Consider the following 23,883-nt stretch of genomic DNA (forward strand, 5'->3'; position numbering starts at 1 on the left):
TCAATTTTATAATTTAGCCGTACTAAAGTGGGAAGGGGAATCCCTCCGCACTTTATTTTTTTGTTAATGGTTATGGCTCGGTAGCTCAGTCGGTAGAGCAGAGGACTGAAAATCCTCGTGTCGGCGGTTCGATTCCGTCCCGAGCCACCTTTATATGGAGGATTAGCGAAGTGGCCAAACGCATCAGACTGTAAATCTGCTCCCTTACGGGTTCGGTGGTTCGAATCCATCATCCTCCACCAGTTTTATGAGCCATTAGCTCAGTTGGTAGAGCACCTGACTTTTAATCAGGGTGTCGAAGGTTCGAGTCCTTCATGGCTCATCGAAAGTCATCAACTATAGGTTGATGACTTTTTTGTATGATCCGGATTATGTTTTTAATAACTTTTTTATTTTACGGTATCAGCAGGTTATAATGAGTTCATTATGTTCGCTTTGTATATATTATAAAAAAAGTGAAGTGGTGATCGCGTGACTTTGGATACAAAATGCATTCAGCAGCAGCTTCAGAATATTATTCAAGCGCCTTTTACCATTGTGCCATGGTGTCCGGAAATGATGGCAGATGGCCAAACCGCCGACACCGTTATGCCGGATAGATCTTTTATACGTGATACCAAGTTGTATTTCCCGTTTCGTGCAGCGGTAGGTGAATTGGCTGCCTTTGTAGTAGAGGCCAGACATTTGAATGATCGGGAACGAAAGCTGGTAGAAGCACTGCTGGGGAACATGGAGCAAATTTGGCAGAGCGGAGCACCAATGTCGACGAATCCAATTTACAGCGAGGAAGAGCGGATGAATCGTTTTGGACAATGGCTCATGCTGCAGGCTGCCAATCTGCACAATGAAGAAGAGGTTCCTGACGAATTGCAGCTTGGTGATTCACTCTCGGCGTGTATGGTTCCGATTTTACTGAATGGTGAGGGAACACAGGAGGGGATTGCCTTCCCACAGCTACACCGATTGCTGGCCAGTTATTGTGGCGGAGAGGTGCTGCTTGTTCCACTCGACAAGCAGTCGTGGTTGGTTATGGCTAAAAAGGAGCTCCTATTAGGAGCAGACGATGAACGGGATAAAGACACGGAAACCAAGGAGCCCGATTTCACGGAATCGCTGGAGGAGATTCTTACGGCTTTTAGTTTGGGTTTATACGAGCTTATCGCGAATGAATGGGTGGGGGTATTCCATTTGGCGGTATCCCAGCCTTTTATACCTTCACGAAATCTTCCCGAAAAGCTGAATATGCTATGGGAGACGCTTCACCTTGGGGGGATTTTTCATGTAACAGAGCACATTCACTTTTCATGGGAGCTTCATTTGGAAAGGCTGTTAAACCGTATTCCAAAGGAGCAGCGAACGCTATTTTTAGAGCAATTCCTGAAGTCGTCTGCCCTATTGGAAGATCCCGAAACGGTGGCCACTTTAGATATATTTTTCCAACTGGACTGTAATGTGAGTGAGACAGCTAAGCGTCTGTATGTTCACCGGAATACGCTGATTTACCGTCTGGATAAAATTAAACAGGAGACAGGTCTGGATGCGCGGACGTTTAATGATGCGGTTTTGATTAAGCTTTATCTACTATTGTACAAAGTGACAAAAAGGAAATAGCATTTTTGTGCAGTTTGCGAATAGCCTTGCTTTGGGGACCAGGGTAAGATACAAGTAGATAATGTATTCGATTTCAAAACTTGACCTTGGGGAGGCAAAAGCTATGGCTGGCGTACGTTTAGAGCATATTTTCAAGAAATATCCGGGTGCAGATAAAGCTACGGTTGTTGATGTCAATTTGGACATTCAAGATAAGGAGTTTCTCGTATTGGTTGGTCCTTCCGGTTGTGGTAAATCTACAACACTTCGTATGATCGCTGGTCTGGAGGAAATCTCGGACGGTAAATTGTACATTGGAGATCGTGTTGTGAATGACGTGGCTCCAAAGGATCGCGATATCGCGATGGTATTCCAATCCTATGCCTTGTATCCGCACATGAACGTGTACCAGAACATGGCTTTTGGTCTGAAGCTCCGTAAGGTGAAGAAGGAAGAAATTGATAAACGCGTGCGTGAAGCGGCTAAAATTCTCGATATAGAGCATCTGCTGGATCGCAAGCCAAAAGCGCTATCAGGCGGTCAGCGTCAGCGTGTTGCTTTGGGACGTGCGATTGTTCGTGATCCGCAAGTCTTTTTGATGGATGAACCGCTGTCCAACTTAGATGCCAAGCTGCGCGGTCAGATGCGTGCGGAAATTACGAAGCTGGCCAAGCGTCTGGAAACGACCGTTATCTATGTAACCCATGACCAGGTCGAAGCGATGACAATGGGTGATCGGATCGTGGTTATGAAAGAGGGCATTATTCAACAAGCTGCATCCCCGGATGAACTGTACAACCGCCCGGTTAATCTGTTCGTAGCTGGTTTTATCGGTTCTCCTACAATGAACTTTATCTCAGGCAAGCTGGTTGAAAAAGAAGGTGAGTTGCATTTCACTGCACCAGGTCTGGAACTGTTTGTGCCTGAAGGTAAAGGACAGATTTTAAAAGCGAAGGGTTATATCGGCAAAGAAGTGATCCTGGGAATCCGTCCTGAGGACATTCATGAAGAGCCTGTATTCTTGGAGGCTTCTCCGAATACCATCTTTACATCCACTGTGGACGTAACGGAAAATCTCGGTCACGAAATGCTGTTGTACCTGAGTGGTGCCGGAAATGATACGATTATTGCCCGTGTAGACGGACGCTCCAATACTCGTGATGGCGTCAAAGCGAAACTGGCTATCGATATGAACAAAGTTCATATTTTCGATAAAGAATCGGAATTGAGCATTTTGGTTGGTGAATAAGACCAGCCTGTAGAAAGAGTCGTCGTTCTCCCAACCGGGAAACGGCGGCTTTTTTTGTGTGTATCCCATAGCTACTGGCTTCGGCATTGCATTCGTTGGAAAATTCCGATACGATGAGTACAATGTCACAGGTCTGGATTCAGGCAAACTTTGTAGCTGGAGTAATAGGGTGTGATCTATCCAACTGTCGGAACAAAGGCATCTGGAATCATGTGGAATACAGTGAGGCTTGAGCTGGTGTAGAACAGACTGGCGCCCGGGCTTTGATTAACAGGATAAAGATATATAAATCAAATAACTATACAATCCGGTTTTGCAGATGAAGGGGAGAATACGATGGCTAAACAGGTAAAGGTAGCGGAACTTGTACAGCAGTTTCAAATGGAGGTCATTTCCGGCGAAAAGGGTCTGCGCAGAGTGATTACCGTGGACGATTTGAATCGTCCGGGTTTGGAGATGGCAGGATATTTTGAATACCATACACAGGAGCGGGTGCAGCTTTTGGGAAGATCTGAGCTGGCTTTTCTGGGAATGCTTCCTCCTGAAGAGAGACAGGATCGGATGGAACGTCTGTGTACAGAGCTGACTCCATGTATTATTATCACTCGTGGCCTGGAAGTACCGGCTGAATTAGTGAAGGCGAGCGCTGAGCGAGACGTGCCTGTACTGCGGACCAATATAGCCACGACGATTTTATCAAGCCGTATTACGGGGTTTCTCGAAAGAAAGCTGGCTCCTACGGCGACTATTCATGGTGTACTATGTGACGTGTACGGCGTAGGCATGCTGATCACAGGCAGTAGCGGTATCGGTAAAAGTGAAACGGCGCTGGAATTGGTTAAGCGTGGTCACCGGCTGGTAGCGGATGATGCGGTAGAAATTCGGCAAACGTCTGATTTTCAACTGCATGGTACGGCACCTGAGTTGATTCGTCACCTGCTGGAAATTCGAGGCGTCGGTATCATTAATGTGATGACGCTGTTCGGCGCAGGTGCTGTTCGTAATAACAAGCGGATTACGCTGGTCGTTCGTCTGGAAGCATGGCAGCAGGACAAGCAATATGACCGTCTTGGCTTGGATGAAGAAACGACGCGTATTATTGATACTGAGGTTCCACTCGTTACGATTCCGGTTCGGCCGGGTCGGAATTTGGCTGTGATTATCGAGGTGGCAGCGATGAACTATCGTTTGAAGCAAATGGGCGTTAACGCTGCCCTACAATTTACGAACAAGCTGACGGCTACGATTTCTGAAGACATGGAAGACATGGATTAAGATTGAAGTCATCTGCAAGGAAGAACAAGGAGTGATAGAAACATATGTCAACGGCAACATTACTGCTGAATCCGATTGCCTTTTCAATCGGGGCAATTAAGGTCCACTGGTATGGACTTATTTTGGGATTGGCGGCACTTGTGGGTTTATATCTCGCCATCCGTGAAGGAAAAAGATTCGGTATTCCGCAGGATTTTTTTATGGATATGCTGTTGCTGGGGGTCCCATCGGCTATTATTGGAGCGCGTATTTATTATGTGGCCTTCAAATGGGAAGACTACCGGGATAATCTATGGGATGTTTTTAAAATCTGGAATGGCGGTATTGCGATCTACGGCGCATTAATCGGCGCGATTATATGTGCAGTCATTTATTTCCGATATAAAGGATATAACTTCTGGCGTATTGCTGATATTTGCGCGCCGGGTCTATTGATTGGCCAAGCGATTGGACGCTGGGGCAACTTTGTCAATCAGGAAGCCTACGGTGGGCCGACAGAGGAAACCTTTTTACGTAATCAACTGCATCTGCCGGACTTCATTGTAAACCAGATGAATGTTAACGGAGTGTTTCACCATCCTACGTTCCTGTATGAATCGCTGTGGAGTATCGTCGGCGTCATTTTGCTGCTGGTGATTCGACGGCTGAAATTTGTACGTGCGGGCGAATTGTTTGCGTTTTACTTTATTTGGTACTCCATCGGTCGCTTTTTCATCGAGCGGGTACGGACAGACAGCTTGGCTTTCCAGGGACCGGACTGGATGGCTTCCTTTCTGGATGCTCTGTGGTCCCCTATGGTGTGGATGGGCTTTGAGCCAGGGTACTTGGACCCGAATTACGGGAACGTACGGATTTCACAGCTGCTTGCTATTTTCATCATTGTAGTCGCGGTGATTTTCATCATAGTTCGTCGCCGGAAAGGTTCATCGGTTCCGAGATATAGCGACCCGATTGTCTCCAGTAAGGCGGGGATTGATCAGGTACCTGACGTGACGCCAGAGCAAGTATTCCGCCCGGAACAAGATATGGTTCCTCCTGCTACTACAACGGATAAGCTTCCCAAGGAAGATACGGACGAGGATAAGAAGGAGCATCTATGATAAATACAATTTTGTTTGATTTGGATGGCACCATCATAGATACGAATGAGTTGATTATCAGCACGTTCCTGCACATTTTGAACCCTCCGGAGGCTGAGCCGTTAACTCGGGAGCATATTATTCCCCATATGGGTAGAACGCTCGAAGATCAGCTCCGTACGTTTTCGGGTTTAACGGATGTATCGTGAGGAAGGTCAAACGCTATCCCGTGGAAGGGCCTAACGCGTTGTGGCAGATTTATCGGACGGTGAGTCCCTGGAAAGGCGTCAAAAATTTTATTTTTATCCAGATTGCCCGATATTGTCCCGTGCTCTCTCTGAAAAATGCCATTTACCGCAAAATGCTGGGTATGAAGGTGGGGCAGCATTCAGCCTTCGGCCTGATGGTCATGGTCGATGTCTTTTTTCCAGAACATATTGCGATCGGAAACAATTCGGTCATCGGATATAACACGACCATACTGGCCCATGAATACCTTATACAGGAGTATCGAATCGGTAAAGTGATGATTGGGAATGACGTGCTGATTGGCGCGAACACGACCATTTTGCCAGGTGTCACCATCGGTGACGGAGCTATCGTAGCCGCCGGAGCGGTGGTCCATAAAGACGTACCTGCCGGAGCATTTGTGGGCGGTAATCCATTGCGGGATTTAAGACGGCTCGGTGGAGATGAATCCTAAAATAGCACATCAAGAAAGGTCCCTTATGAATTAGGGGGCCTTTTTGAATTGTTTTTTGTATAATAAGTAGGGAAATGGATGTTGGTTATGCGTAAAAATAGAAAATAAACATATATTCGTAAAATGATATGGGAGCGTGTTAATTTGGTCAAAAAGGAACGTATACCAGAGCTTGATATTTATCGGGGAATATTAATCGCAGCTGTGATTACCATTCATTCGACTTCAATGGCTTTGATTGATGCGCGGCATTCGCTATTATTTTACCCTTTTTTGTTTTTAAATGTGTTTAGCAGCTTCGCGGTACCTGTGTTTATTTTTGTGAGCGGGTTTGTTTTACTTTACAATTACGTGGATAGGCCGCTTCGGGGCAAGCATATGATTGAGTTTTTTCGGAAAAGACTGATGTTTATTGTGTTGCCCTATGTTATATTCTCACTTCTCTATTATTTGACCTTGGTGGCACGCGGGCTGATGCCGCTCAGTGATCTTCCCCTTGTGCTGTTCACAGGAAAGGCTTACACGCATTTGTATTATGTGATCCTCATTATTCAATTTTATTTGGTTTTTCCGCTGCTGCTGTGGGGAGTACAGCGTCTACGACAGTGGATATCGAGCCCGCGGAGGGCAGCCTTTGTTATTTTGACAGCAGGGTTGGTTATTCAATGGGGGTTTGTATTACTGAATAAATATGTCTGGACATTGGAAAGAGGAAGTCTTGCGATTACATATATCAGTTACTTTGCTCTGGGTGCTGCTGCAGCGATTGGGTATGAGGAGTTTAAGAAATGGCTTTTTCCGCCATCGGGGACGTCAATCGGCCGCGGACAGTTGATCAGTTGGTGTGCTTTGTGGGTCGTATGGCTCGTAGTAGGTCTGGCTTATGTACAGATCTGGTTCGTAGCATATCGTAAAGCGATCTATGCTGATTCGCTGGTCTACGAACTGCTTCGCAATGCTCATGCCCTCGTATCTGCGCTGGTGCTGTTCCAGCTCTCGGTTGTATTCTATCGTTATGCAAATGTCAGGCTTCGAGCAATGATTAGCTGGATGGGGGCATGTTCTTTTGGTATTTATTTGCTTCATCCGGCATTGTTGCGAGTGTACCGCAAGCTGGATTTGCATGGAACGCCGATAGAATACATTTTCTCTGTTGCTGGCGGATGGTTGTTGGCACTGTTTGGCTCATGGCTAATTGTGACGTTATGCTTTCGGTATTTACCGTTTTCCTGGGTGGGATTGGGCACGATTCCGAGCCTGCCTTCCCGAAGCAAAGGTGAACAGGTGAGTAGCTAAATTGGATATAGACTGTTGGCTGAGAGGCTGACAGTCTTTTTTTTAGATTGTAGAGTACGTCGATAGATGTTTTTTATTATAGGATTCATGAAATCGGCAATGATTACAATATAGAGAGGAGCAGTGCAGCCTTTGCAAGGCTCTAAAAATGGGCTGTCTCAACTGGTTGACGTTGACAAGCAGGCCGTGATAATATATCGAATATACTTTAGTTTGTTAGCACGTTACCATGATAAAGATACGTGAAAATCATGAGGTGATAGAGATGTCTAAGCCAAAAGGATTTGAAATTCCTTCAGGTGTTCGGGATTACCTCCCACGAGCAGTGTCGAAGCTGCGGGCGATTGAATTGAATGTGCTCGAATGTATGGAACGCTGGGGCTACCGCCAGATTATGACGCCTACGATGGAATACTACGATACGGTAGGTGTGGCCAGCTCCACTTCGGATCAGAAGCTGTTTAAGCTGCTCAACAACCGGGGCACCACGCTGGTGCTGCGGTCCGACATGACCGCGCCAATTGCACGTGTGGTATCGTCGCTGCTGAAGGAAGAGGAAGTCCCGCTGCGCCTTTCCTATCATGCCAACGTATTTCGGGCGATTGAGGAAGAGGTGGGCAGAGAAGCCGAGTTTTTTCAGACCGGGGTGGAGCTGGTAGGGGATGACTCACCAGAGGCTGATGCAGAAGTTGTAGCATTGGCGATCGCATCGTTGCAGGCGTCAGGGGTCACTTCTTTTAAAATTGCCATGGGACATGTGGGATTCCTGAACGGGCTGTTCGAGGAAATCATTCCGGGTCGCCAGTCTGAACAGGAAGCGCTCAAGGAGCTGCTGCTAAGTCGTGATGTAGTGGGCTATCGAACAGCGATCGGGGCTTTGGGCTTGGCTTCCGAGCATCGGGATAAGCTGGAGGCAATTCTTCGACTGCACGGTGGAAAAGAAATCTGCGAACAGGCTACCCGTCTTAGCGTGGAGCAGCAGACCATTCAATCTATTGCGCACTTGTGCGAGGTGTGGGAAGTGCTGGAGGCTTACGGCGTATCAGAGCATGTGCTAATTGATCTTACGATGATCGGGGATTTTTCATATTATACAGGCATGACTTTTGAGGGTTACGCGGCCGAAATCGGTTTTCCCGTATGTAATGGCGGCCGCTATGACAATTTGCTTCAGCAATTTGGCCGCTCCGTACCTGCGACGGGATTTGCGCTGAAGACGAACCGGATCGTCGATGGTGTCGACGGGATTGAGATTGAAATGAAGCGTCCTGTATTTATTCGATATGACGAGCAGGGACGCCAGGAGGCGCTATCGGCTGCGGCGCTGCTTCGCACAGCCGGTCGGATGGTGGTTACAGGCTTGGCGGGTGGACCAGAGGATCACCGGAGCAAGCAGCAGGACTTGTATGCGGAGGTATACAGCTATACAGCCGCCAAAAGACAACCGATACCAGGGGAGGAATGACCATGACGGAAACATTGAAGGTCGCCATGCCGAAGGGACGGATTTATAAACAGGCTTCCGAGCTGTTTCGCCGGGCAGGAGTCCCGATTCCGCTGGATGTGGACGATACGCGCAAGCTGGTCATTCCATTGCCTGAGCTGGGAATGGAGTTCATCATGGCGAAGCCGGTCGATGTGCCTACGTATGTAGAGTATGGGGCAGCGGACATTGGCATTGTGGGCAAGGATGTATTGCTGGAAGAGAACAAGGATGTGTATGAACTGCTCGATCTGGGAATCGCCCGCTGCCGGATGTCGGTGATTGCTCTGCCAGATTGGCAGCCGGGTATTCGCCAGCGGGTCGCTACCAAATATCCGAACGTGGCTTCCCAGTATTTTCGGGAACAAGGCAAGCAGGTAGAGGTTATTAAGCTGAACGGTTCCATCGAGTTGGCGCCGTTAATCGGCCTGGCAGACCGGATCGTGGATATGGTGGAAACCGGACAGACCTTGCGGGAGAACGGATTGGTCGAGCAAGTCAGCATTCTGGATATTACCAGTCGTCTGATTGCCAACCGGGTGAGCTATCGGATGAAAAACGGCTCGATCCAGGCGTTGTGTGACCGATTGCATCAGGTGATTCCCGCTGCGGTGACACCAGAGGAATAGGGGAACGGTGACGGTTAGGGAGCATTCTGCAAGCAAGCTCAAGTAAGGGGGAATGGATAAATGAAGATCGTATCAGCCCGTGATTTTAGTCTCGAGCGCGAAGTGGATTACGGTACGCCAGAGCAAAATGAGTCTGTTCGTGCCATTATTGACTCGGTACGGCAGGAGGGAGATGCGGCTGTCCTGCGCTATACGGAATCATTTGATGGTGTATCGCTGGCGGCAGAGCAGCTTCGTGTGACGGAGGAGGAATTGAAGTCAGCATATGACAAGGTGGAGCCTTCTTTTGTACACGCGATTCGAGCGGCAGCGGACAATATCCGTGCTTTTCACATGAGGCAAAAACGGAACTCGTGGATGGATTTACAGCCGGACGGCAGCCTGCTCGGTCAGATTATTCGACCGTTGAAGCGTGTAGGTGTGTACGTTCCGGGCGGTAAAGCAGCCTATCCATCCTCGGTGCTGATGAATGTTATTCCCGCCCAGGTTGCTGGTGTGCCGGAGATTGTTATGGTGACACCTCCAGCAACAGGCGGCAAGACGGGAATTGATCCATATACACTGGTCGCTGCGGCAGAGGCTGGTGTGACGGAGATATACCGGGTGGGCGGAGCGCAGGCCATTGCCGCCCTTGCTTACGGAACACCTAGCATTGAGCCAGTCGATAAAATTTGCGGTCCCGGTAACATTTATGTAGCGCTAGCCAAGCGTGAGGTATACGGCGCCGTGGATATCGACAGTATTGCCGGGCCGAGTGAAATTGTCGTGCTGGCTGACCATACGGCAGATGCGGCCTATGTTGCTGCGGATCTACTCTCACAGGCAGAGCACGACGAAATGGCTTCAGCCATTCTGGTTACGCCCTCGCAGCACTTGGCCAAAGAGGTGTCAGCCGAGGTACAGCGCCAATTGGCTGTCCTGCCGCGCAGGGATATTGCTTCTGCATCGGTAGAGTCCTACGGAGCCATCATTGTTGTCGATACTTTGGAAGAGGGGATTCGCATTGTGAATCGGCTTGCACCGGAACATCTGGAGATTATGACTGAGCAGCCGATGGAGCATGTAGGGCTGATTGAAAATGCGGGGGCTATTTTCCTGGGAGCGTACAGCTCGGAGCCGGTAGGCGATTATTTTGCCGGGCCTAACCACATTATTCCGACGAATGGAACCGCGCGGTTCTCTTCGCCGGTCGATATTGATGATTTTATTAAGAAATCGAGCATGATCTATTACAGCAAGGAAGCGCTGCTGCGCAATGGAGAGACGATTATGCAGCTGGCCCGGCATGAAGGGCTGGAAGGCCACGCTCGGGCGATACAGGTTCGATTGGATCATGAGAAAAAGGCGGTGGATCGCGATGGGGAATGAGAACAACGGAGCTGAACGCGCTGGCAGCGTCAGCCGGAAGACGAACGAAACGGATATTCAGCTGTCTTTTGCGGTAGACGGGACAGGGCAGGCCGAGATTGAAACAGATGTTCCATTTTTAAATCACATGCTGGATTTGTTCACCAAGCACGGACATTTTGATCTGAATGTGCACGCCAGAGGAGATGTTGACATCGACGACCACCATACCGTGGAGGACATTGGCATCTGTCTGGGGCAAACTTTGTTGGAAGCACTGGGTGATAAAAAAGGGATCAAGCGTTATGCCAGCGTCTTTGTACCGATGGATGAGGCGCTCGCGCAGGTCATCATTGATCTCAGCAACCGCCCTCATTTCGAATATCGTGCAGAATATCCGTCACAGCAGGTAGGGAGCTTTTCGACGGAACTGGTGCATGAATTCCTGTGGAAATTTACGTTAGAGGCTCGTATGACGCTGCACGTCATCGTCCACTACGGACAAAATACCCACCATATGATTGAGGCGGTGTTCAAAGCACTGGGACGTGCACTGGATGAGGCGACCTCTATTGATCCGCGGGTGACGGGAGTGCCCTCAACGAAGGGAGTGCTATAGTCCATGTCCATAGCCATTGTGGATTACGGCAGAGGCAATCTGCATAGTGTGAGCAAGGCCATTGAGCGTCTAGGCTATGAGGCTGTAGTAACTGGAGATGCCCGGGTGATTCGTTCCTCCAGCGGTGTGATTTTACCGGGCGTAGGGGCATTTGGAGACGCTATGGAGCATTTGCGTTTGAGCGGCTTGGACCGGGTGATTCAGGAGGTGGCCAGTGCTGGACAGCCGCTGCTTGGCGTTTGCTTGGGTATGCAGCTGCTGTTCACTCGCAGTGAAGAATACGGCAGTCATGAAGGACTGAATATTTTACCGGGCGAGGTCGTTCGTTTTGCTCCCGAAAGGGGAGTCAAGGTGCCGCATATGGGCTGGAATCGCCTGCACATGACACAGCCGGAGCATCCGCTGCTCCAAGGACTGGAGGAAGGTCACGTATATTTCGTACACTCCTATTATGCGAAGCCGGAGGTTGAAAGCGATCTGCTGGCGGTGACCGACTATGGCGGACCCGTAACGGCAATCGTTGGCAGAGGCCATGTATATGGCATGCAGTTCCATCCCGAGAAGAGCGGGGAGATGGGAAGGCGTTTGCTTCGTCAGTTTTTGGAGCTGGCGGAGACGGCAACGCGCGCGTAACTGCCCGTAAGTCTGCGGGATGGGGTAAGGCTGGCTTCGGGCGCTGATTGATGTGAATGCATATAAATAATGAGTAGCTCACAAGGGGGTCATACTTTGTTCACGATATATCCGGCGATTGATATCCGCGATGGCAAATGTGTACGGTTGGTGCAGGGCGATTATAACCGGGAAACGGTATACAACGAAAATCCGGTGGAGGTGGCGCGGGAATGGGAGCGTCTGGGCGGCTCCTATATTCATCTGGTTGATCTGGACGGGGCAAAAGCAGGCCAACCCGTGAACGATGAGCTGATTGGGCGCATCGCCTCTGCTGTGCAGGTGCCTGTACAGGTAGGGGGCGGATTGCGTACACGCGAGCATGTAGAGCGACTGTTGTCGCTAGGCGTGAGCCGCGTGATTTTGGGCACGGCGGCGATTGAGGATTGTGCCTTTACGGAAGCGGTGCTGGCTGCTTACGGTGATCGGATCGCCATTGGGCTGGATGCGCGAAATGGCTACGTGGCTACACGAGGGTGGCTCGAAACCTCGGGGGTGCGAGCGGATGAACTGGCCGCTGAGCTGGCCGCCAAGGGAGCGGAGACGTTCATTTTTACCGATATTTCGCGTGATGGAATGATGCAGGGCCCGAATGTGGAGGCGATTGTTGCGCTTGCGAAAAGCAGCAGACGCACCGTAATTGCTTCCGGAGGTGTCAGCCAGATGGAAGACTTGATTACGCTAAGCTCGTATGCACAAGAAGGTGTAGGTGGTGCCATCGTGGGGAAAGCATTGTACACAGGGAGCATTGATCTACAGGCAGCCGTACAAGCTGTAGCAAGGGCATAGGGGGAGTAGGCATGCTGGCTAAACGTATTATTCCCTGTCTGGATGTAAAGGATGGCAGGGTGGTTAAGGGCGTCAATTTTGTAAACTTGCGCGACGCGGGCGACCCGGTGGAACTGGCGGCGCTGTATGACCGGGAAGGGGCGGACGAGATCGTATTTCTGGATATTTCCGCTTCGGTTGAAGGCCGTGCCACCATGGAAACGGTCGTTCGTCAAACAGCCGGGGAGATTGCCATTCCGTTCACGGTGGGAGGCGGGATATCCCATGTTGATGATATGAAACGGATTCTGCGTGCTGGAGCCGATAAAATTGGCGTAAATACGGCGGCTGTCCGCAACCCTCAGCTGATTGCGGAGGGGGCGCGCAGCTTTGGCTCACAATGCATCGTTGTTGCGATTGATGCCAAGTACAATGAGGCGTGGGGCGAGTGGGAAGTATATACGCACGGAGGCCGTACGGCATCCGGTATTCGCGCCCTGGCTTGGGCGAAGGAAGCAGAACAACTGGGGGCCGGAGAAATTCTGCTGACCAGCATGGATGCGGACGGAACCAAGGATGGGTTTGACCTGCCGCTTACAGCAGCGGTGTCTGATGCAGTGGGGATTCCGGTCATTGCTTCTGGAGGAGCTGGCAAGCAGGAGCATTTTTATGATGTATTTACGGCAGGCAAGGCGGATGCCGGATTAGCGGCCACCATTTTTCATTATAAAGAAATAGGAATTCCTGAGCTCAAACGGGATTTGAAGCGCAGAGGGGTGGAGATACGATGAGCAATCAATTAAATCAGCAGCAATCTCTGGAGGAGATACTGGATCATATTCGCTGGAATGAAGCGGGACTCATTTCAGCCATTGTGCAGGATGATGCCACGCTTCAGGTACTGACGCTGGCTTACATGAATCGCGAGTCGCTTAAGCTGTCTCTGGTGTCGGGAGAGACCTGGTTCTGGTCCCGTTCCAGACAGGAGCTGTGGCATAAGGGAGCTACCTCCGGGAATACACAAAAAATCACCTCCATTCAGCAGGACTGTGACGGCGATGCTTTGCTTGTACGTGTTATTCCGAACGGTCCTGCCTGTCACACCGGAGCTACAAGCTGCTTTAACCGTACTATTTCCGCACCGGAAACGGCTGTTGTGCCTGTTGCCGAAAATACGGCAGGCCAGGCGCAGGCGGCTGACATGCACGGAACAGTCAATGCTGCAGCAAACCGTTTTGAGGTGCTTGCCCAGCTGGAGGCGATCATTGAAGAGCGCGAAGCGACACGCCCTGAAGGAGCCTACACGACCTATCTTTTTGATAAAGGTGTGGACAAAATCCTGAAAAAGGTCGGCGAAGAAGCATCCGAGACGATCATTGCCGCCAAAAATAAAGATAACGAGGAACTGCGTCTGGAGGTCAGTGATTTGATATACCACTTGCTGGTGCTGCTGCAGGAGCGCAAGCTGCCGCTGGATGATGTGCTGGCTGAGCTGAATCGTCGTCATGAGCGCCCCCGTCGCGATTAAAATAGTCCCGTGAAACAGAAGCTTGGCTCTGTGTATGCCACGTCTATCGAGAAACCTGAGCAGAAAGGGGCAAGGACCGCGTGAAAATTGACTATCATACCCATCATGCCCGGTGTGGTCATGCAGCAGGAAGCCTCGAAGAGTATGTACAGCAGGGGATTCGGCTGGGACTGGATCAGCTCGGCCTATCGGATCACATGCCGCTGCTGCATGTAAAACCAGCCGACTATTATCCAGAGATGGCCATGCCTATGAAGGAACTGCCCCGATATGTAGAAGAGTGTTTGGAACTGAAGGAACGCTATAAAGGCCAAATTGATATTCGTGTTGGCCTGGAAGGCGACTACATTGAGGGTTGGGAACGAGAAATCGAAGATATCATCACCGCCTATCCGTGGGATTATGTGATCGGTTCCGTCCACTTCCTAGGTGAATGGGATGTGACGGATTTCCGTCAGGTACACCAATGGGAAGGCAAAAATGTGCTCGCGGTATACCGCATGTATTACGATGCGGTTTCCAAGGCGGCAGCTACCGGCTTCTATGACATCATGGGTCATTTGGATGTTATTAAGCGCTTCGGCCATCATCCGAAGCCGGAGGAAGAGGAGGAGCTGCACGCACTGGAGCGCTCCGCACTCTCAGCCGTCGCCCGCAGCGGCCGGGCGATGGAGCTGAACGCATCAGGGCTATCCAAGCCCTGTGCGGAGATGTTCCCGAGCCGTCGCATGCTGGAGACGGCCTTTTCACTAGGCATCCCGCTGACCGTAGGCTCGGATGCCCATGATCCGGCGAAGCTGTCCGAGCATTTGGAGAAGGCGCGCGCTCTTCTATATGAGGTCGGCTACCGGGAGCTTGCCGTATTTCAGCAGCGCGAGCGCTCATTGGTGCCGCTGATACTTTAATTTCTGGTTTATTGGCTCTCCATATATAAATCGGCAACTAGCCGAACGCTGCCTTTTAAGAGGAACATGCGCTCGGCTATTTGGCGTCTGTTTTCATGCGCGTCTATCGGTGCGTATCTACCCTAAAACAAACCTCTAACTCTTTTTTGGAATGAGGTGGGAACGACTGTCAAGTCCTTTTGAAGTTGTGGTATACTGAAGGGTATGAACATGTCAGCTACAATTAAAGGAGGTGCCTTGGTTATTTATGAAAGGGAAACATCTGCGAGCTTCGGAACTTGACCCTAAAATTATTGCTTTGCGTTTCGACGCATCTTTCTTTTTTGAGAAAGCTGTGCGCTCGCTTGATCGCAATCATTATGACAAGGCATTGAAATATTTTCGTAAAGCCGTTGAATATGAACCGGATAATCCGGTGAATCATTGCAATATGGCGGGTATATTATCAGAAATGGGGGATTATGCAGGTTCCAATGAGATCCTGTCCTCTGTTCTGACCGACGTAGACCCGTCGATGACAGAGTGTTATTTCTATATGGCGAATAATTACGCTAATATGGAGCAATTTGAAGAAGCGGAGAAGGCCCTAGTCACGTACCTGGAGGAGGACGAAGAAGGGCAGTTTCTTGATGAAGCCGAGGAAATGATGGAGCTGCTCTACTACGAGCTGAACCGTCCAACCAAGCTGAACCGTATTAAGGCCCGGCAGGGAGTGGTCGAGCATGATCAGGCCCGCGTCCTGCTGGAGGAAGGGAAATTCGCCCAGGCAGCCCAATTGCTCAAGCAAATTTCGGAGGAACAGCCCGATATGTTTGCCGCGCGGAATAATCTGGCGCTGGCGTATTACTACATGGGATTGTTCCAAAATGCCAAAACTACCATTCTTCGAGTGCTGGAGGATGAGCCGGGCAACTTGCACGCGCTCTGCAACCTGGCCATCTTTTATCAGCACGAGGGGGGCGGCCCGGAATTGGATCGCCTGGTCCAAACCTTGGCGATCACCATACCGTTTCAGGAGGAGCAGGTGTTCAAGCTGGCGACCACCATGGGGATTCTCGGACGCCATGAAGAGGCGTACAGACATTTCCGCAGGTTGCTTCATGGCGCCGGAGAGAACAGTGCTGACGCTTCGTTGTACCATTACACGGCAGTAGCTGCGAGCAATACGGGAAGATATGCCGAGGCTCGCCGGTTGTGGAGTCATTTGCAAAAGCAGGATGCCTCCTCGGAAGTTCCGCGCTTTTTCCTGTCCCGATTGGAGGAGCTCCAACAGCAGGGTACACCGCTGCAAGTGCTCAGCTATCATTATCATCTCCCCTTTGAGGAGCAATTCCGCATCTGGGAGAAATTCGGCTCAGAACAAGTGCCGGATAGCATGAAGAAGGACCCGCTTATACGGTCCTCCTTCTTCTGGGCTTTGCGTCACGGGGATCGGGCAACACAGCTTCAGGTCATTCAGGCGCTGAGCCTGATCGGTGATGACGAGGTGCGCCAGGCACTGGAGTCCTTCATAGCTGACCCGGATCAGGAGGATGAGCTAAAGCGCTGTGCCTTGCAGGTATTGAATGAGCTGATCGAACAGGAGCAGGATGTGCAGGATTCGCATTCGCAAGCAGAACAGCTTAAGCAGTCGGAGGATGAAGATGTTTGCCACGCAACCGAAGGGAATGTGTCTGCGCCTCAGGTCGATCCGCAATGGCAGGCAGTGCTCGATAAGGTGCTGACCGTCATGAGCAGACAGTCAGATCCGGCCATGCAGCACGATTTGAGATCGCTTTGGCAGGAGTATCTGGACCGGCTTGCACCGGAAGTCCCGATGGTTCAGCATACTGAGGGATGGGCAGCGGCGCTCGAATATTTGACAGCCAAAATGCATCATCATTCAGTCACCTATCGGGAAGTAGCCGACCGTTACGGTATCTCCGTATCGACCGTAAGCCGCTACGCACGCCAGATTGACAGCGTGTGTGGTATCAAACAGAAGCTCAAGCAGCCGCTCTCCACGTTTAAAAAGCAGGTCTGAGGCCTGCTTCAAACATCACTTAAAGGAGGCAACAAACGTATGTATAAATCCATAATTATTGGTACAGGTCCTGCAGGCTACACAGCCGCTATTTATTTGGCGCGTGCGAACATGAATCCGCTGGTCATTGAGGGAATGCAGCCCGGCGGTCAGCTTACCACTACGACCGAAATTGAGAATTTCCCGGGTTTTGAGCAAGGTATCCTTGGGCCTGAATTGATGGATAACATGCGCAAGCAGGCCGAACGCTTTGGCGCTGAATTTACTGCTGGCTGGGTAGAAGAAGTGGATTTCAGCAAGCGCCCTTTTAAAGTGAAGGTAGAGGGTAAGGGCATCATTGAGGCGGAGTCGGTTATTATTGCTACAGGCGCGTCTGCCAGATACCTTGGTATTCCGGGTGAGCAGGATAATGTCGGCCGCGGGGTGAGCACGTGCGCAACGTGCGATGGCTTCTTTTTCCGCGGGAAAAAGATCATTGTGGTCGGCGGCGGCGACTCGGCTATGGAGGAAGCGAGCTTCTTGACCCGGTTTGCTTCCAGCGTAACCTTGGTTCATCGTCGTGATGAGCTGCGGGCATCTAAAATTATGCAGGACCGCGCCCGCGAAAATGAAAAAGTGCAGTGGGCCTTAAACAGGACTCCGCTAGAGATCGTAACCGGAGAAAACGGATTAAAGGGCTTGAAGGTACACAACAATGAAGCCAATCAAGATGAGCTGATTGAGGCGGATGGTGTGTTCGTAGCTATCGGACATACACCCAACACAAGCTTCCTGAACGGTCAAATTCATACAGACGATCACGGCTATATTCAAGTGAAGCCAGGTACGACAGAAACGAACATCCCTGGAGTGTTTGCGTGCGGGGACGTGCAGGATAATCGTTACCGCCAGGCTATTACGGCGGCGGGTACGGGCTGCATGGCGGCTATGGACTGCGAGAAGTATCTTGAAGGCAGTTCTGTTCATGACTGGAGCGAAACACTGGATCAATAAAGACAGCTTATAGCTACAATACGGAAATAGGTGGGGGAGGCAACCCTGCTATAAGCTTTATCTGATGACCGGGAAGAGAAAGCCTGCTGCGCTTGCACAGGCTTTCTCCTTTTTAAGATGATAGAATTTATAAATTTCAGCGGAGCTGAACTATTCTATAATCGAAGGGAAACTTCCGTTAAGCACGTTTTGGCTCCCGTGAAAGTACGTCGTACATCGATACACGTTTTTCTTATAGGAAACAAGGCCGAAAGTTCCGCTAATCGTTCATTTTTCGATAAGCAAGTGTCCTTGACCGTAACGAGGGCTTCAATTATAGTTGGAACGTAGGATCACAATAATGAAGTCATGATTTTACTTTATATGTTTCATACAAGGTTTTTAAGTAAACATAAAGGTGGCTTGAAACATGTCTGAAAGGATCTATGTGGGTGTCGATTTGGGCGGTACAGCGATTAAAGTAGGCATTTGTAATGAAAACGGACAGCTTTTGCACACTTACGAGGGACCAACCGAAACCGATAAGGGCGTAGATGTTGTAATCAGCAATATTGAAAAATATGTGCGTCACATTGTTGAGCAATCTCCCTATGAATGGGATCAACTAAAGGGCGTCGGTGCGGGTGTTGCGGGGTTTACGAATGTTCGTGAAGGTGTTATTGTCCTCGCACCCAATATTGGCTTTCGTGACGTACCGATTCGTGCGATTTTGGAGGAACGGATCGGCAAGCCGGTAAAGATAGACAATGATGCTAACGTTGCCGCACTTGGTGAAGTATGGGCCGGAGCAGGCAAAGGCGTAGAAAACTGCGTATGCTATACCCTGGGCACAGGTGTTGGCGGCGGAATTATAATTAATGGTAAAATATATCAAGGCTTCTCGGGTATGGCCGGAGAAATTGGACATATGAGTGTAGTGCCTGATCTGGAGGCCATCCAGTGCGGATGCGGTAAAATGGGTTGTCTGGAGACGGTATCTTCCGCAACAGGCATTATTCGTATGGCAAAAGATGCTGTAGAGCGTGGTGACCGGACCTCTCTGGCACTGGAGGATCAGATTGCTGCTAAAGAAGTATTTGATGCTGCCAAAGCTGGTGATGAAGTCGCATTGCGTATCGTAAACCGGGCTGCTTTTTATTTGGGGAAATCGATGGCAGCTGTGGCGACGGTGCTCAATCCGGAGTTGTTTATTGTAGGCGGCGGTGTTTCCAAAGCAGGCGATTTCTTGTTTGAAGAAATGAGTCGCGTATACGCTAAGCTGGCACCTGAGCCGCTTCAGCAAGGAGTATCCATTGTCCCGGCACTGCTGGAGAACGACGCGGGGATCATAGGGGCTGCGGGCTTGCTGCTGCGTTCCTGATCTACAGGGTACTGATAATACATGTGCTGGCATAGAGCGAAGAAGCAAAGGAGAGGGGAGTCCATATGACCGACAACCTAAAAAATGCTGCGCCATGGGCAACACTCATTATTATTACGGGGATGTCAGGTGCAGGAAAGACCATTGCGGTGCAGAGCCTGGAAGATTTGGGCTTCTTCTGCGTTGACAATTTACCCCCTGTGCTGATTCCCAAATTTGCCGAGCTGATCGAGCAGTCTAACGGAAAAATAGGTAAAGTGGCACTCGTAATAGATTTGCGCGGACGAGAATTTTTTACTGCTTTATCGGAATCATTAAATTATGTTAAAGATCACTTCACGATTCATTGTGAAATTCTATTCTTGAATGCCAATGACAGTGTTCTTGTGCAACGGTACAAGGAAAGCCGTCGACGTCATCCGCTTGCTCCAGACGGTATGCCTTTGGACGGAATCCGCCTGGAGCGTAAAATGCTGAAGGAACTGAGAAGCTCAGCTTCTGAGGTTATTGATACAAGCGCGATGAAGCCCGCAACCTTAAAGGCTCGTATCATTTCGAGATTTTCGCATCTGGAGAGCAGTATGCTGTCCGTGAATATTACTTCTTTTGGCTTTAAGTATGGTATTCCCATTGATGCCGATCTTGTATTCGATGTGCGATTCTTGCCTAATCCTCATTATGTGGATCATCTTCGTCCCAACACGGGGCAGGACAGCGATGTATACGATTATGTTATGAAATGGCCTGAGACGCAGGCTTTTCTGACCAAGCTGCTGGATATGTTACATTTTTTGATTCCGCAATACCGCAAAGAAGGCAAGAGCCAGGTGATCATCGGTATTGGCTGTACCGGCGGTAAGCATCGTTCTGTTGCGATATCGGAATATCTAGGAAAAATGCTGGGTGCCAGCGAGACAGAATCCGTTTCTGTTTCGCATCGGGATGCTGATCGGGACCGGCATTAATGAGGTGAAATGATGAAATTGACCGGATCACAACGGGAGCGCCCGCGTATTGTTGTTATGGGCGGGGGAACCGGCTTGTCTGTCATGCTGCGGGGCTTGAAGCAAAAGCCGCTTGAAATTACGGCTATTGTTACAGTTGCTGACGATGGCGGGAGCTCCGGGATATTGCGCAGTGAGCTGCAGATGCCCCCTCCAGGGGATATTCGCAATGTGCTGACTGCCTTGGCTGACGTGGAACCAGTGATGTCAGATATGCTAAAATACCGATTTGGTGCAGGGTCAGGTTTGTCGGGCCATAGTTTGGGCAATCTGATCTTAGCAGCGATGACCGATATATCAGGGGATTTTGTAACGGCGGTGCGTGAGCTTAGCCGTGTATTTGCTGTCCGGGGAAGTGTACTACCGGCAGCCGGAGAGGGCGTTGTGCTGAATGCCGAGATGGAGGACGGTACGGTGATTACCGGAGAGTCCAAGATTCCGGAAGCAGGTCAGCGAATCAAACGTGTTTTTCTTGAACCGACTCACGTGGAACCGTTGCCTGAGGCCGTAGAGGCCATTAATGAAGCCGATGCCATTCTCATTGGCCCCGGTAGTTTGTACACCAGTATCTTACCCAATCTGCTCGTACCGAAGCTCGCAGAGGCTGTAGTGAAATCAGACGCGATCAAAATTTTTGTCTGCAATGTCATGACCCAGCCGGGTGAAACCGATGGCTATACGGTGGGAGATCATCTGCAGGCTATTTTCGAGCATGTAGGCCACCAGCTCTTCGACTATGTCATTGTAAACAACGGGGAAATCCCGCCCCAAGTGCAGGAAATGTATGCCGAGCAGGGGGCCAAGCCTGTTCAAGTAGACATGGGCGAACTGAATGACCGGGGATATAAAGTGGTAGCAGATACGTTGGTTCTGTTTCGAACGTATTTACGTCATGATGCCGACAAACTGAGCCAGCACATTTACCAATTGGTACAAAACTGGATATTAAGAAGGAGGTGAGTCCCTTGTCCTTTGCGGCACAAACAAAAAAAGAGCTTACGATGATTGAAAGCCAGCTCTGCTGTGAAAAAGCGGAGCTTTCTGCACTTATACGTATGCTCGGATCCGTACAACTGTCGAATAAAAAGGTGATATTGGACGTTTCCACAGAAAATGCCGCGATTGCAAGGCGGATTTACTCCTTGATCAAAAAGCATTTTCAGCTTCACATCGAACTGCTTGTACGGAAAAAAATGCGCTTGAAAAAAAATAATGTGTACATTGTCCGTGTTCCAAGTGGTGTTCAAGAGCTGTTAAAGGAACTGTATATTGTATCAGAGGGTTTCTTGTTTACGGACGGGATTAATCAGAAGATCATTCGGAAAAACTGTTGTAAGCGGGCCTATCTGCGAGGTGCCTTTATGGCTGGCGGCTCTGTGAACAATCCGGAGGGATCGTCCTATCACCTTGAAATTTCCTCGATGTATGAGGAACATTGTCAGGCTTTGGTAGAATTGGCGAATGAGTTTCATCTGAATGCCCGCTGTATTGAGCGAAAAAAAGGCTTTATTTTTTACATCAAGGAAGGCGAGAAAATCATTGAGCTGCTCAGCATCATTGGCGCGCATCAAGCCTTGTTCAAATTCGAGGATGTACGTATTATGCGCGATATGCGCAATTCCGTAAACCGCATTGTCAATTGTGAAACAGCCAATCTGAACAAGACGATCGGAGCTGCCGTCCGGCAAATTGAGAACATCAAGCTGCTGGAGAGGGAAGTTGGTCTGGAGACTTTGCCGGACAAGCTGCGTGAAGTGGCAGAAATCCGTCTCGCCCATCCTGATCTGAACTTGAAGGAAGTCGGAGAAATGCTCAAAGGGGTTGTCAGTAAATCAGGTGTGAACCACCGTCTTCGCAAGATTGATGAGATGGCAGACAAAATCAGGGGAGAAAAAGGGCTTATTTCGTAAGATAAAGGATATCTATTGGGGTTTTAGCCGCTTTAATTAGTTTTTTTTCTAGTGTCTGTCCCGGGTTAATGTTATAATGTGATAAATAAAATGGACTAAGTAGTGTCCAGATTTATTTGATGAGGGGGTAAGCTGACATGTCAAAACATCCGGTAGTTGTACGTCTGAAAACAGGACTGCATGCCAGACCTGCTGCGTTGTTCGTACAGGAAGCGAATAAATATTCATCTGAAATTTTTGTAGAAAAGGAAGACAAAAAGGTTAATGCCAAGAGCATCATGGGCATTATGAGTCTTGCCATCAGTACAGGTACTGAAATTTATATTAGTGCTGAAGGTGCGGACGCTGAACAGGCTGTAAACGCTTTAGTAAGTCTGGTTAGCAAGGTAGAGCTAGAAAATCAGTAAGCTTTATAAAAAGCCCTCAGGGGCTTTTTTTATATCCACAAAAAGGTCTAAATCCCTTAGTTTCATGAATAGGACATTTGATCTACCAAGCTACATATCATTTATATCTCGTCTCGTATTAAAAAAAGTGAGTACTGGACTGCAACCTTTTTTCATCTTTTCCGTCTGGAATATACAAACATTTTCACAGGAAGAGGTTGGATACAATGAGACACTGGACAAAAATAACAAGCACAGCAGTACTGGCAGGAGCATTATTAGCAGGGGGAGTAGCGGGAGGATTGTGGACCGGTGCAGATCGCGCATATGCCGCGTCCACAGCCGCAACGGTAAACAGCGTGATCAATGTAAGTGGAAGCGGAGAAGTACTCATTAAGCCCGATATTGCTTATCTTTCGATCGGTGTGCAATCAGAGGGAAATACAGCAGCGGCTGCCCAAAAAGCTAATGCTGCGAAAATAAGCAAAGTTACGCAATTGCTGAAAGAAAAGTGGAGCATTAGCGCAGACGACTTTCAGACTAGCCAGTTCTACGTGCAGCCTAACTATATCTATAACGAAAAAGAAGGACAAAAGCTCAAGGGCTATATCGCGAACCATACACTTTCCGTGAAATACCGCGATTTGGACAAAATCGGCCAGCTGCTGGATGAAGCTACAAATTCCGGTGCGAACAATGTGGATAATGTACAATTTTCAGTAGAAAATCCTTCCGTGTATGAAGAAGAGGCTATTGGCAAGGCGCTTGGCAACGCTCAATCTAAAGCCAGTGCTGTAGCTAAGGCAGCCAAACGCGGATTAGGGCCGCTTGTGAATGTGACGGTGGATGGCGGAGAGGCTCAGATTTTTACACAACGTGAGAATGCGATAGCAAAATCGATGCTGGATTTAGGGAGTGGGACAGAGATTCAGTCGGGCCAAGTGACGGTGAAGGTTCAGGTGTCGGCTCAATACGAAATGAACTAATACAGACCTTTTAACGAAGCCACAAGCGTCTTGCATCATGTGCAGGTTGCTTGCCGGCTTTTTTACATATCGCAACCA

The 23,883-nt window shown here is 49.5% G+C and carries 23 protein-coding genes, 3 tRNA genes and 1 pseudogene; all 27 read left to right on the plus strand.

The features are described 5' to 3' along the window. Positions 1-74 precede the first annotated feature (74 nt). The 27 genes and pseudogenes from JO375_RS13515 (at position 75) to JO375_RS13645 (ending at position 23,805) form a co-directional block, all read left to right on the plus strand. Positions 75-147: transfer RNA gene (locus JO375_RS13515), tRNA-Phe, on the plus strand. 9 nt (positions 148-156) lie between these two features. After that, a tRNA-Tyr gene (locus tag JO375_RS13520) sits at positions 157-242 on the plus strand. A 7-nt stretch (positions 243-249) separates the two neighbouring features. Continuing rightward, a tRNA-Lys gene (locus tag JO375_RS13525) sits at positions 250-322 on the plus strand. A gap of 149 nt (positions 323-471) precedes the next feature. Beyond that, positions 472-1,611 (plus strand): PucR family transcriptional regulator, encoded by a 1,140-nt coding sequence (locus JO375_RS13530; protein WP_229524966.1) that lies wholly within the window; start codon positions 472-474, stop codon positions 1,609-1,611. A gap of 103 nt (positions 1,612-1,714) precedes the next feature. Further along, on the plus strand, positions 1,715-2,839 hold the full coding sequence (locus JO375_RS13535; protein ID WP_229524967.1) for an ABC transporter ATP-binding protein: 1,125 nt from the start codon (positions 1,715-1,717) through the stop codon (positions 2,837-2,839). A 336-nt stretch (positions 2,840-3,175) separates the two neighbouring features. Beyond that, a complete protein-coding gene (hprK, locus tag JO375_RS13540) occupies positions 3,176-4,114 on the plus strand; it encodes an HPr(Ser) kinase/phosphatase (RefSeq protein ID WP_229524968.1) in 939 nt (312 codons plus the stop codon). A gap of 44 nt (positions 4,115-4,158) precedes the next feature. Beyond that, entirely contained in the window at positions 4,159-5,214 is a 1,056-nt protein-coding gene (gene lgt / locus JO375_RS13545) for a prolipoprotein diacylglyceryl transferase (RefSeq protein WP_229524969.1), read from the plus strand. Then, positions 5,211-5,399: pseudogene (locus tag JO375_RS13550) on the plus strand (HAD hydrolase-like protein); the annotation flags it as partial. The gene lgt and the pseudogene JO375_RS13550, both read left to right, overlap by 4 nt. Next, a complete protein-coding gene (locus tag JO375_RS13555; protein ID WP_229524970.1) occupies positions 5,399-5,896 on the plus strand; it encodes an acyltransferase in 498 nt (165 codons plus the stop codon). The pseudogene JO375_RS13550 and the gene JO375_RS13555, both read left to right, overlap by 1 nt. A 144-nt stretch (positions 5,897-6,040) precedes the next feature. Next, positions 6,041-7,192 (plus strand): acyltransferase, encoded by a 1,152-nt coding sequence (locus JO375_RS13560; RefSeq protein WP_229524971.1) that lies wholly within the window; start codon positions 6,041-6,043, stop codon positions 7,190-7,192. A 265-nt stretch (positions 7,193-7,457) separates the two neighbouring features. After that, on the plus strand, positions 7,458-8,657 hold the full coding sequence (locus JO375_RS13565) for an ATP phosphoribosyltransferase regulatory subunit (RefSeq protein WP_229524972.1): 1,200 nt from the start codon (positions 7,458-7,460) through the stop codon (positions 8,655-8,657). 2 nt (positions 8,658-8,659) lie between these two features. Then, positions 8,660-9,304 carry an ATP phosphoribosyltransferase gene (gene hisG / locus JO375_RS13570; protein WP_229524973.1) on the plus strand — a complete coding sequence of 215 codons (645 nt, stop codon included), beginning with the start codon at positions 8,660-8,662 and terminating at the stop codon, positions 9,302-9,304. A 60-nt stretch (positions 9,305-9,364) separates the two neighbouring features. Next, the gene (gene hisD / locus JO375_RS13575) at positions 9,365-10,672 is read left to right on the plus strand and encodes a histidinol dehydrogenase (protein ID WP_229524974.1); all 1,308 of its coding nucleotides are present in this window, start codon (positions 9,365-9,367) and stop codon (positions 10,670-10,672) included. Next, positions 10,662-11,270, plus strand: a complete 609-nt coding sequence (hisB, locus tag JO375_RS13580) for an imidazoleglycerol-phosphate dehydratase HisB (protein ID WP_229525094.1) — start codon at positions 10,662-10,664, stop codon at positions 11,268-11,270. Before hisD ends, hisB begins: the two co-directional genes overlap by 11 nt. Before the next feature lie 3 nt (positions 11,271-11,273). Then, a complete protein-coding gene (gene hisH / locus JO375_RS13585; RefSeq protein WP_229524975.1) occupies positions 11,274-11,903 on the plus strand; it encodes an imidazole glycerol phosphate synthase subunit HisH in 630 nt (209 codons plus the stop codon). A 96-nt stretch (positions 11,904-11,999) separates the two neighbouring features. Further along, complete coding sequence (hisA, locus tag JO375_RS13590) at positions 12,000-12,731, plus strand: 1-(5-phosphoribosyl)-5-[(5-phosphoribosylamino)methylideneamino]imidazole-4-carboxamide isomerase (protein ID WP_229524976.1); 732 nt, start codon at positions 12,000-12,002, stop codon at positions 12,729-12,731. Positions 12,732-12,742: 11 nt separating this feature from the next. After that, positions 12,743-13,501 (plus strand): imidazole glycerol phosphate synthase subunit HisF, encoded by a 759-nt coding sequence (hisF, locus tag JO375_RS13595; protein ID WP_229524977.1) that lies wholly within the window; start codon positions 12,743-12,745, stop codon positions 13,499-13,501. Then, complete coding sequence (gene hisIE, locus JO375_RS13600; RefSeq protein WP_229524978.1) at positions 13,498-14,238, plus strand: bifunctional phosphoribosyl-AMP cyclohydrolase/phosphoribosyl-ATP diphosphatase HisIE; 741 nt, start codon at positions 13,498-13,500, stop codon at positions 14,236-14,238. The genes hisF and hisIE overlap by 4 nt, the downstream gene beginning before the upstream one ends. An 80-nt stretch (positions 14,239-14,318) precedes the next feature. Beyond that, entirely contained in the window at positions 14,319-15,143 is an 825-nt protein-coding gene (gene hisJ / locus JO375_RS13605; protein ID WP_229524979.1) for a histidinol-phosphatase HisJ, read from the plus strand. Between the two features lie 247 nt (positions 15,144-15,390). After that, entirely contained in the window at positions 15,391-17,166 is a 1,776-nt protein-coding gene (locus JO375_RS13610; RefSeq protein ID WP_229524980.1) for a tetratricopeptide repeat protein, read from the plus strand. A gap of 39 nt (positions 17,167-17,205) precedes the next feature. After that, a complete protein-coding gene (gene trxB / locus JO375_RS13615) occupies positions 17,206-18,159 on the plus strand; it encodes a thioredoxin-disulfide reductase (protein ID WP_229524981.1) in 954 nt (317 codons plus the stop codon). Positions 18,160-18,568: 409 nt separating this feature from the next. Next, a complete protein-coding gene (locus JO375_RS13620) occupies positions 18,569-19,519 on the plus strand; it encodes an ROK family glucokinase (RefSeq protein ID WP_229524982.1) in 951 nt (316 codons plus the stop codon). 65 nt (positions 19,520-19,584) lie between these two features. Next, positions 19,585-20,484: an RNase adapter RapZ gene (gene rapZ / locus JO375_RS13625; RefSeq protein WP_229524983.1), complete on the plus strand. Its 900-nt coding sequence runs from the start codon at positions 19,585-19,587 to the stop codon at positions 20,482-20,484. Positions 20,485-20,496: 12 nt separating this feature from the next. Then, complete coding sequence (locus JO375_RS13630) at positions 20,497-21,483, plus strand: gluconeogenesis factor YvcK family protein (protein ID WP_229525095.1); 987 nt, start codon at positions 20,497-20,499, stop codon at positions 21,481-21,483. Between the two features lie 5 nt (positions 21,484-21,488). Then, a complete protein-coding gene (whiA, locus tag JO375_RS13635; protein WP_229524984.1) occupies positions 21,489-22,433 on the plus strand; it encodes a DNA-binding protein WhiA in 945 nt (314 codons plus the stop codon). A gap of 137 nt (positions 22,434-22,570) precedes the next feature. After that, positions 22,571-22,840 carry an HPr family phosphocarrier protein gene (locus JO375_RS13640; protein WP_007428150.1) on the plus strand — a complete coding sequence of 90 codons (270 nt, stop codon included), beginning with the start codon at positions 22,571-22,573 and terminating at the stop codon, positions 22,838-22,840. A 206-nt stretch (positions 22,841-23,046) separates the two neighbouring features. Continuing rightward, entirely contained in the window at positions 23,047-23,805 is a 759-nt protein-coding gene (locus JO375_RS13645) for an SIMPL domain-containing protein (protein ID WP_229524985.1), read from the plus strand. Positions 23,806-23,883: the final 78 nt, after the last annotated feature.

The organism is Paenibacillus farraposensis, from assembly GCF_020736845.1.
In the GTDB taxonomy this organism is placed as follows: Bacteria; Bacillota; Bacilli; order Paenibacillales; family Paenibacillaceae; genus Paenibacillus; species Paenibacillus farraposensis.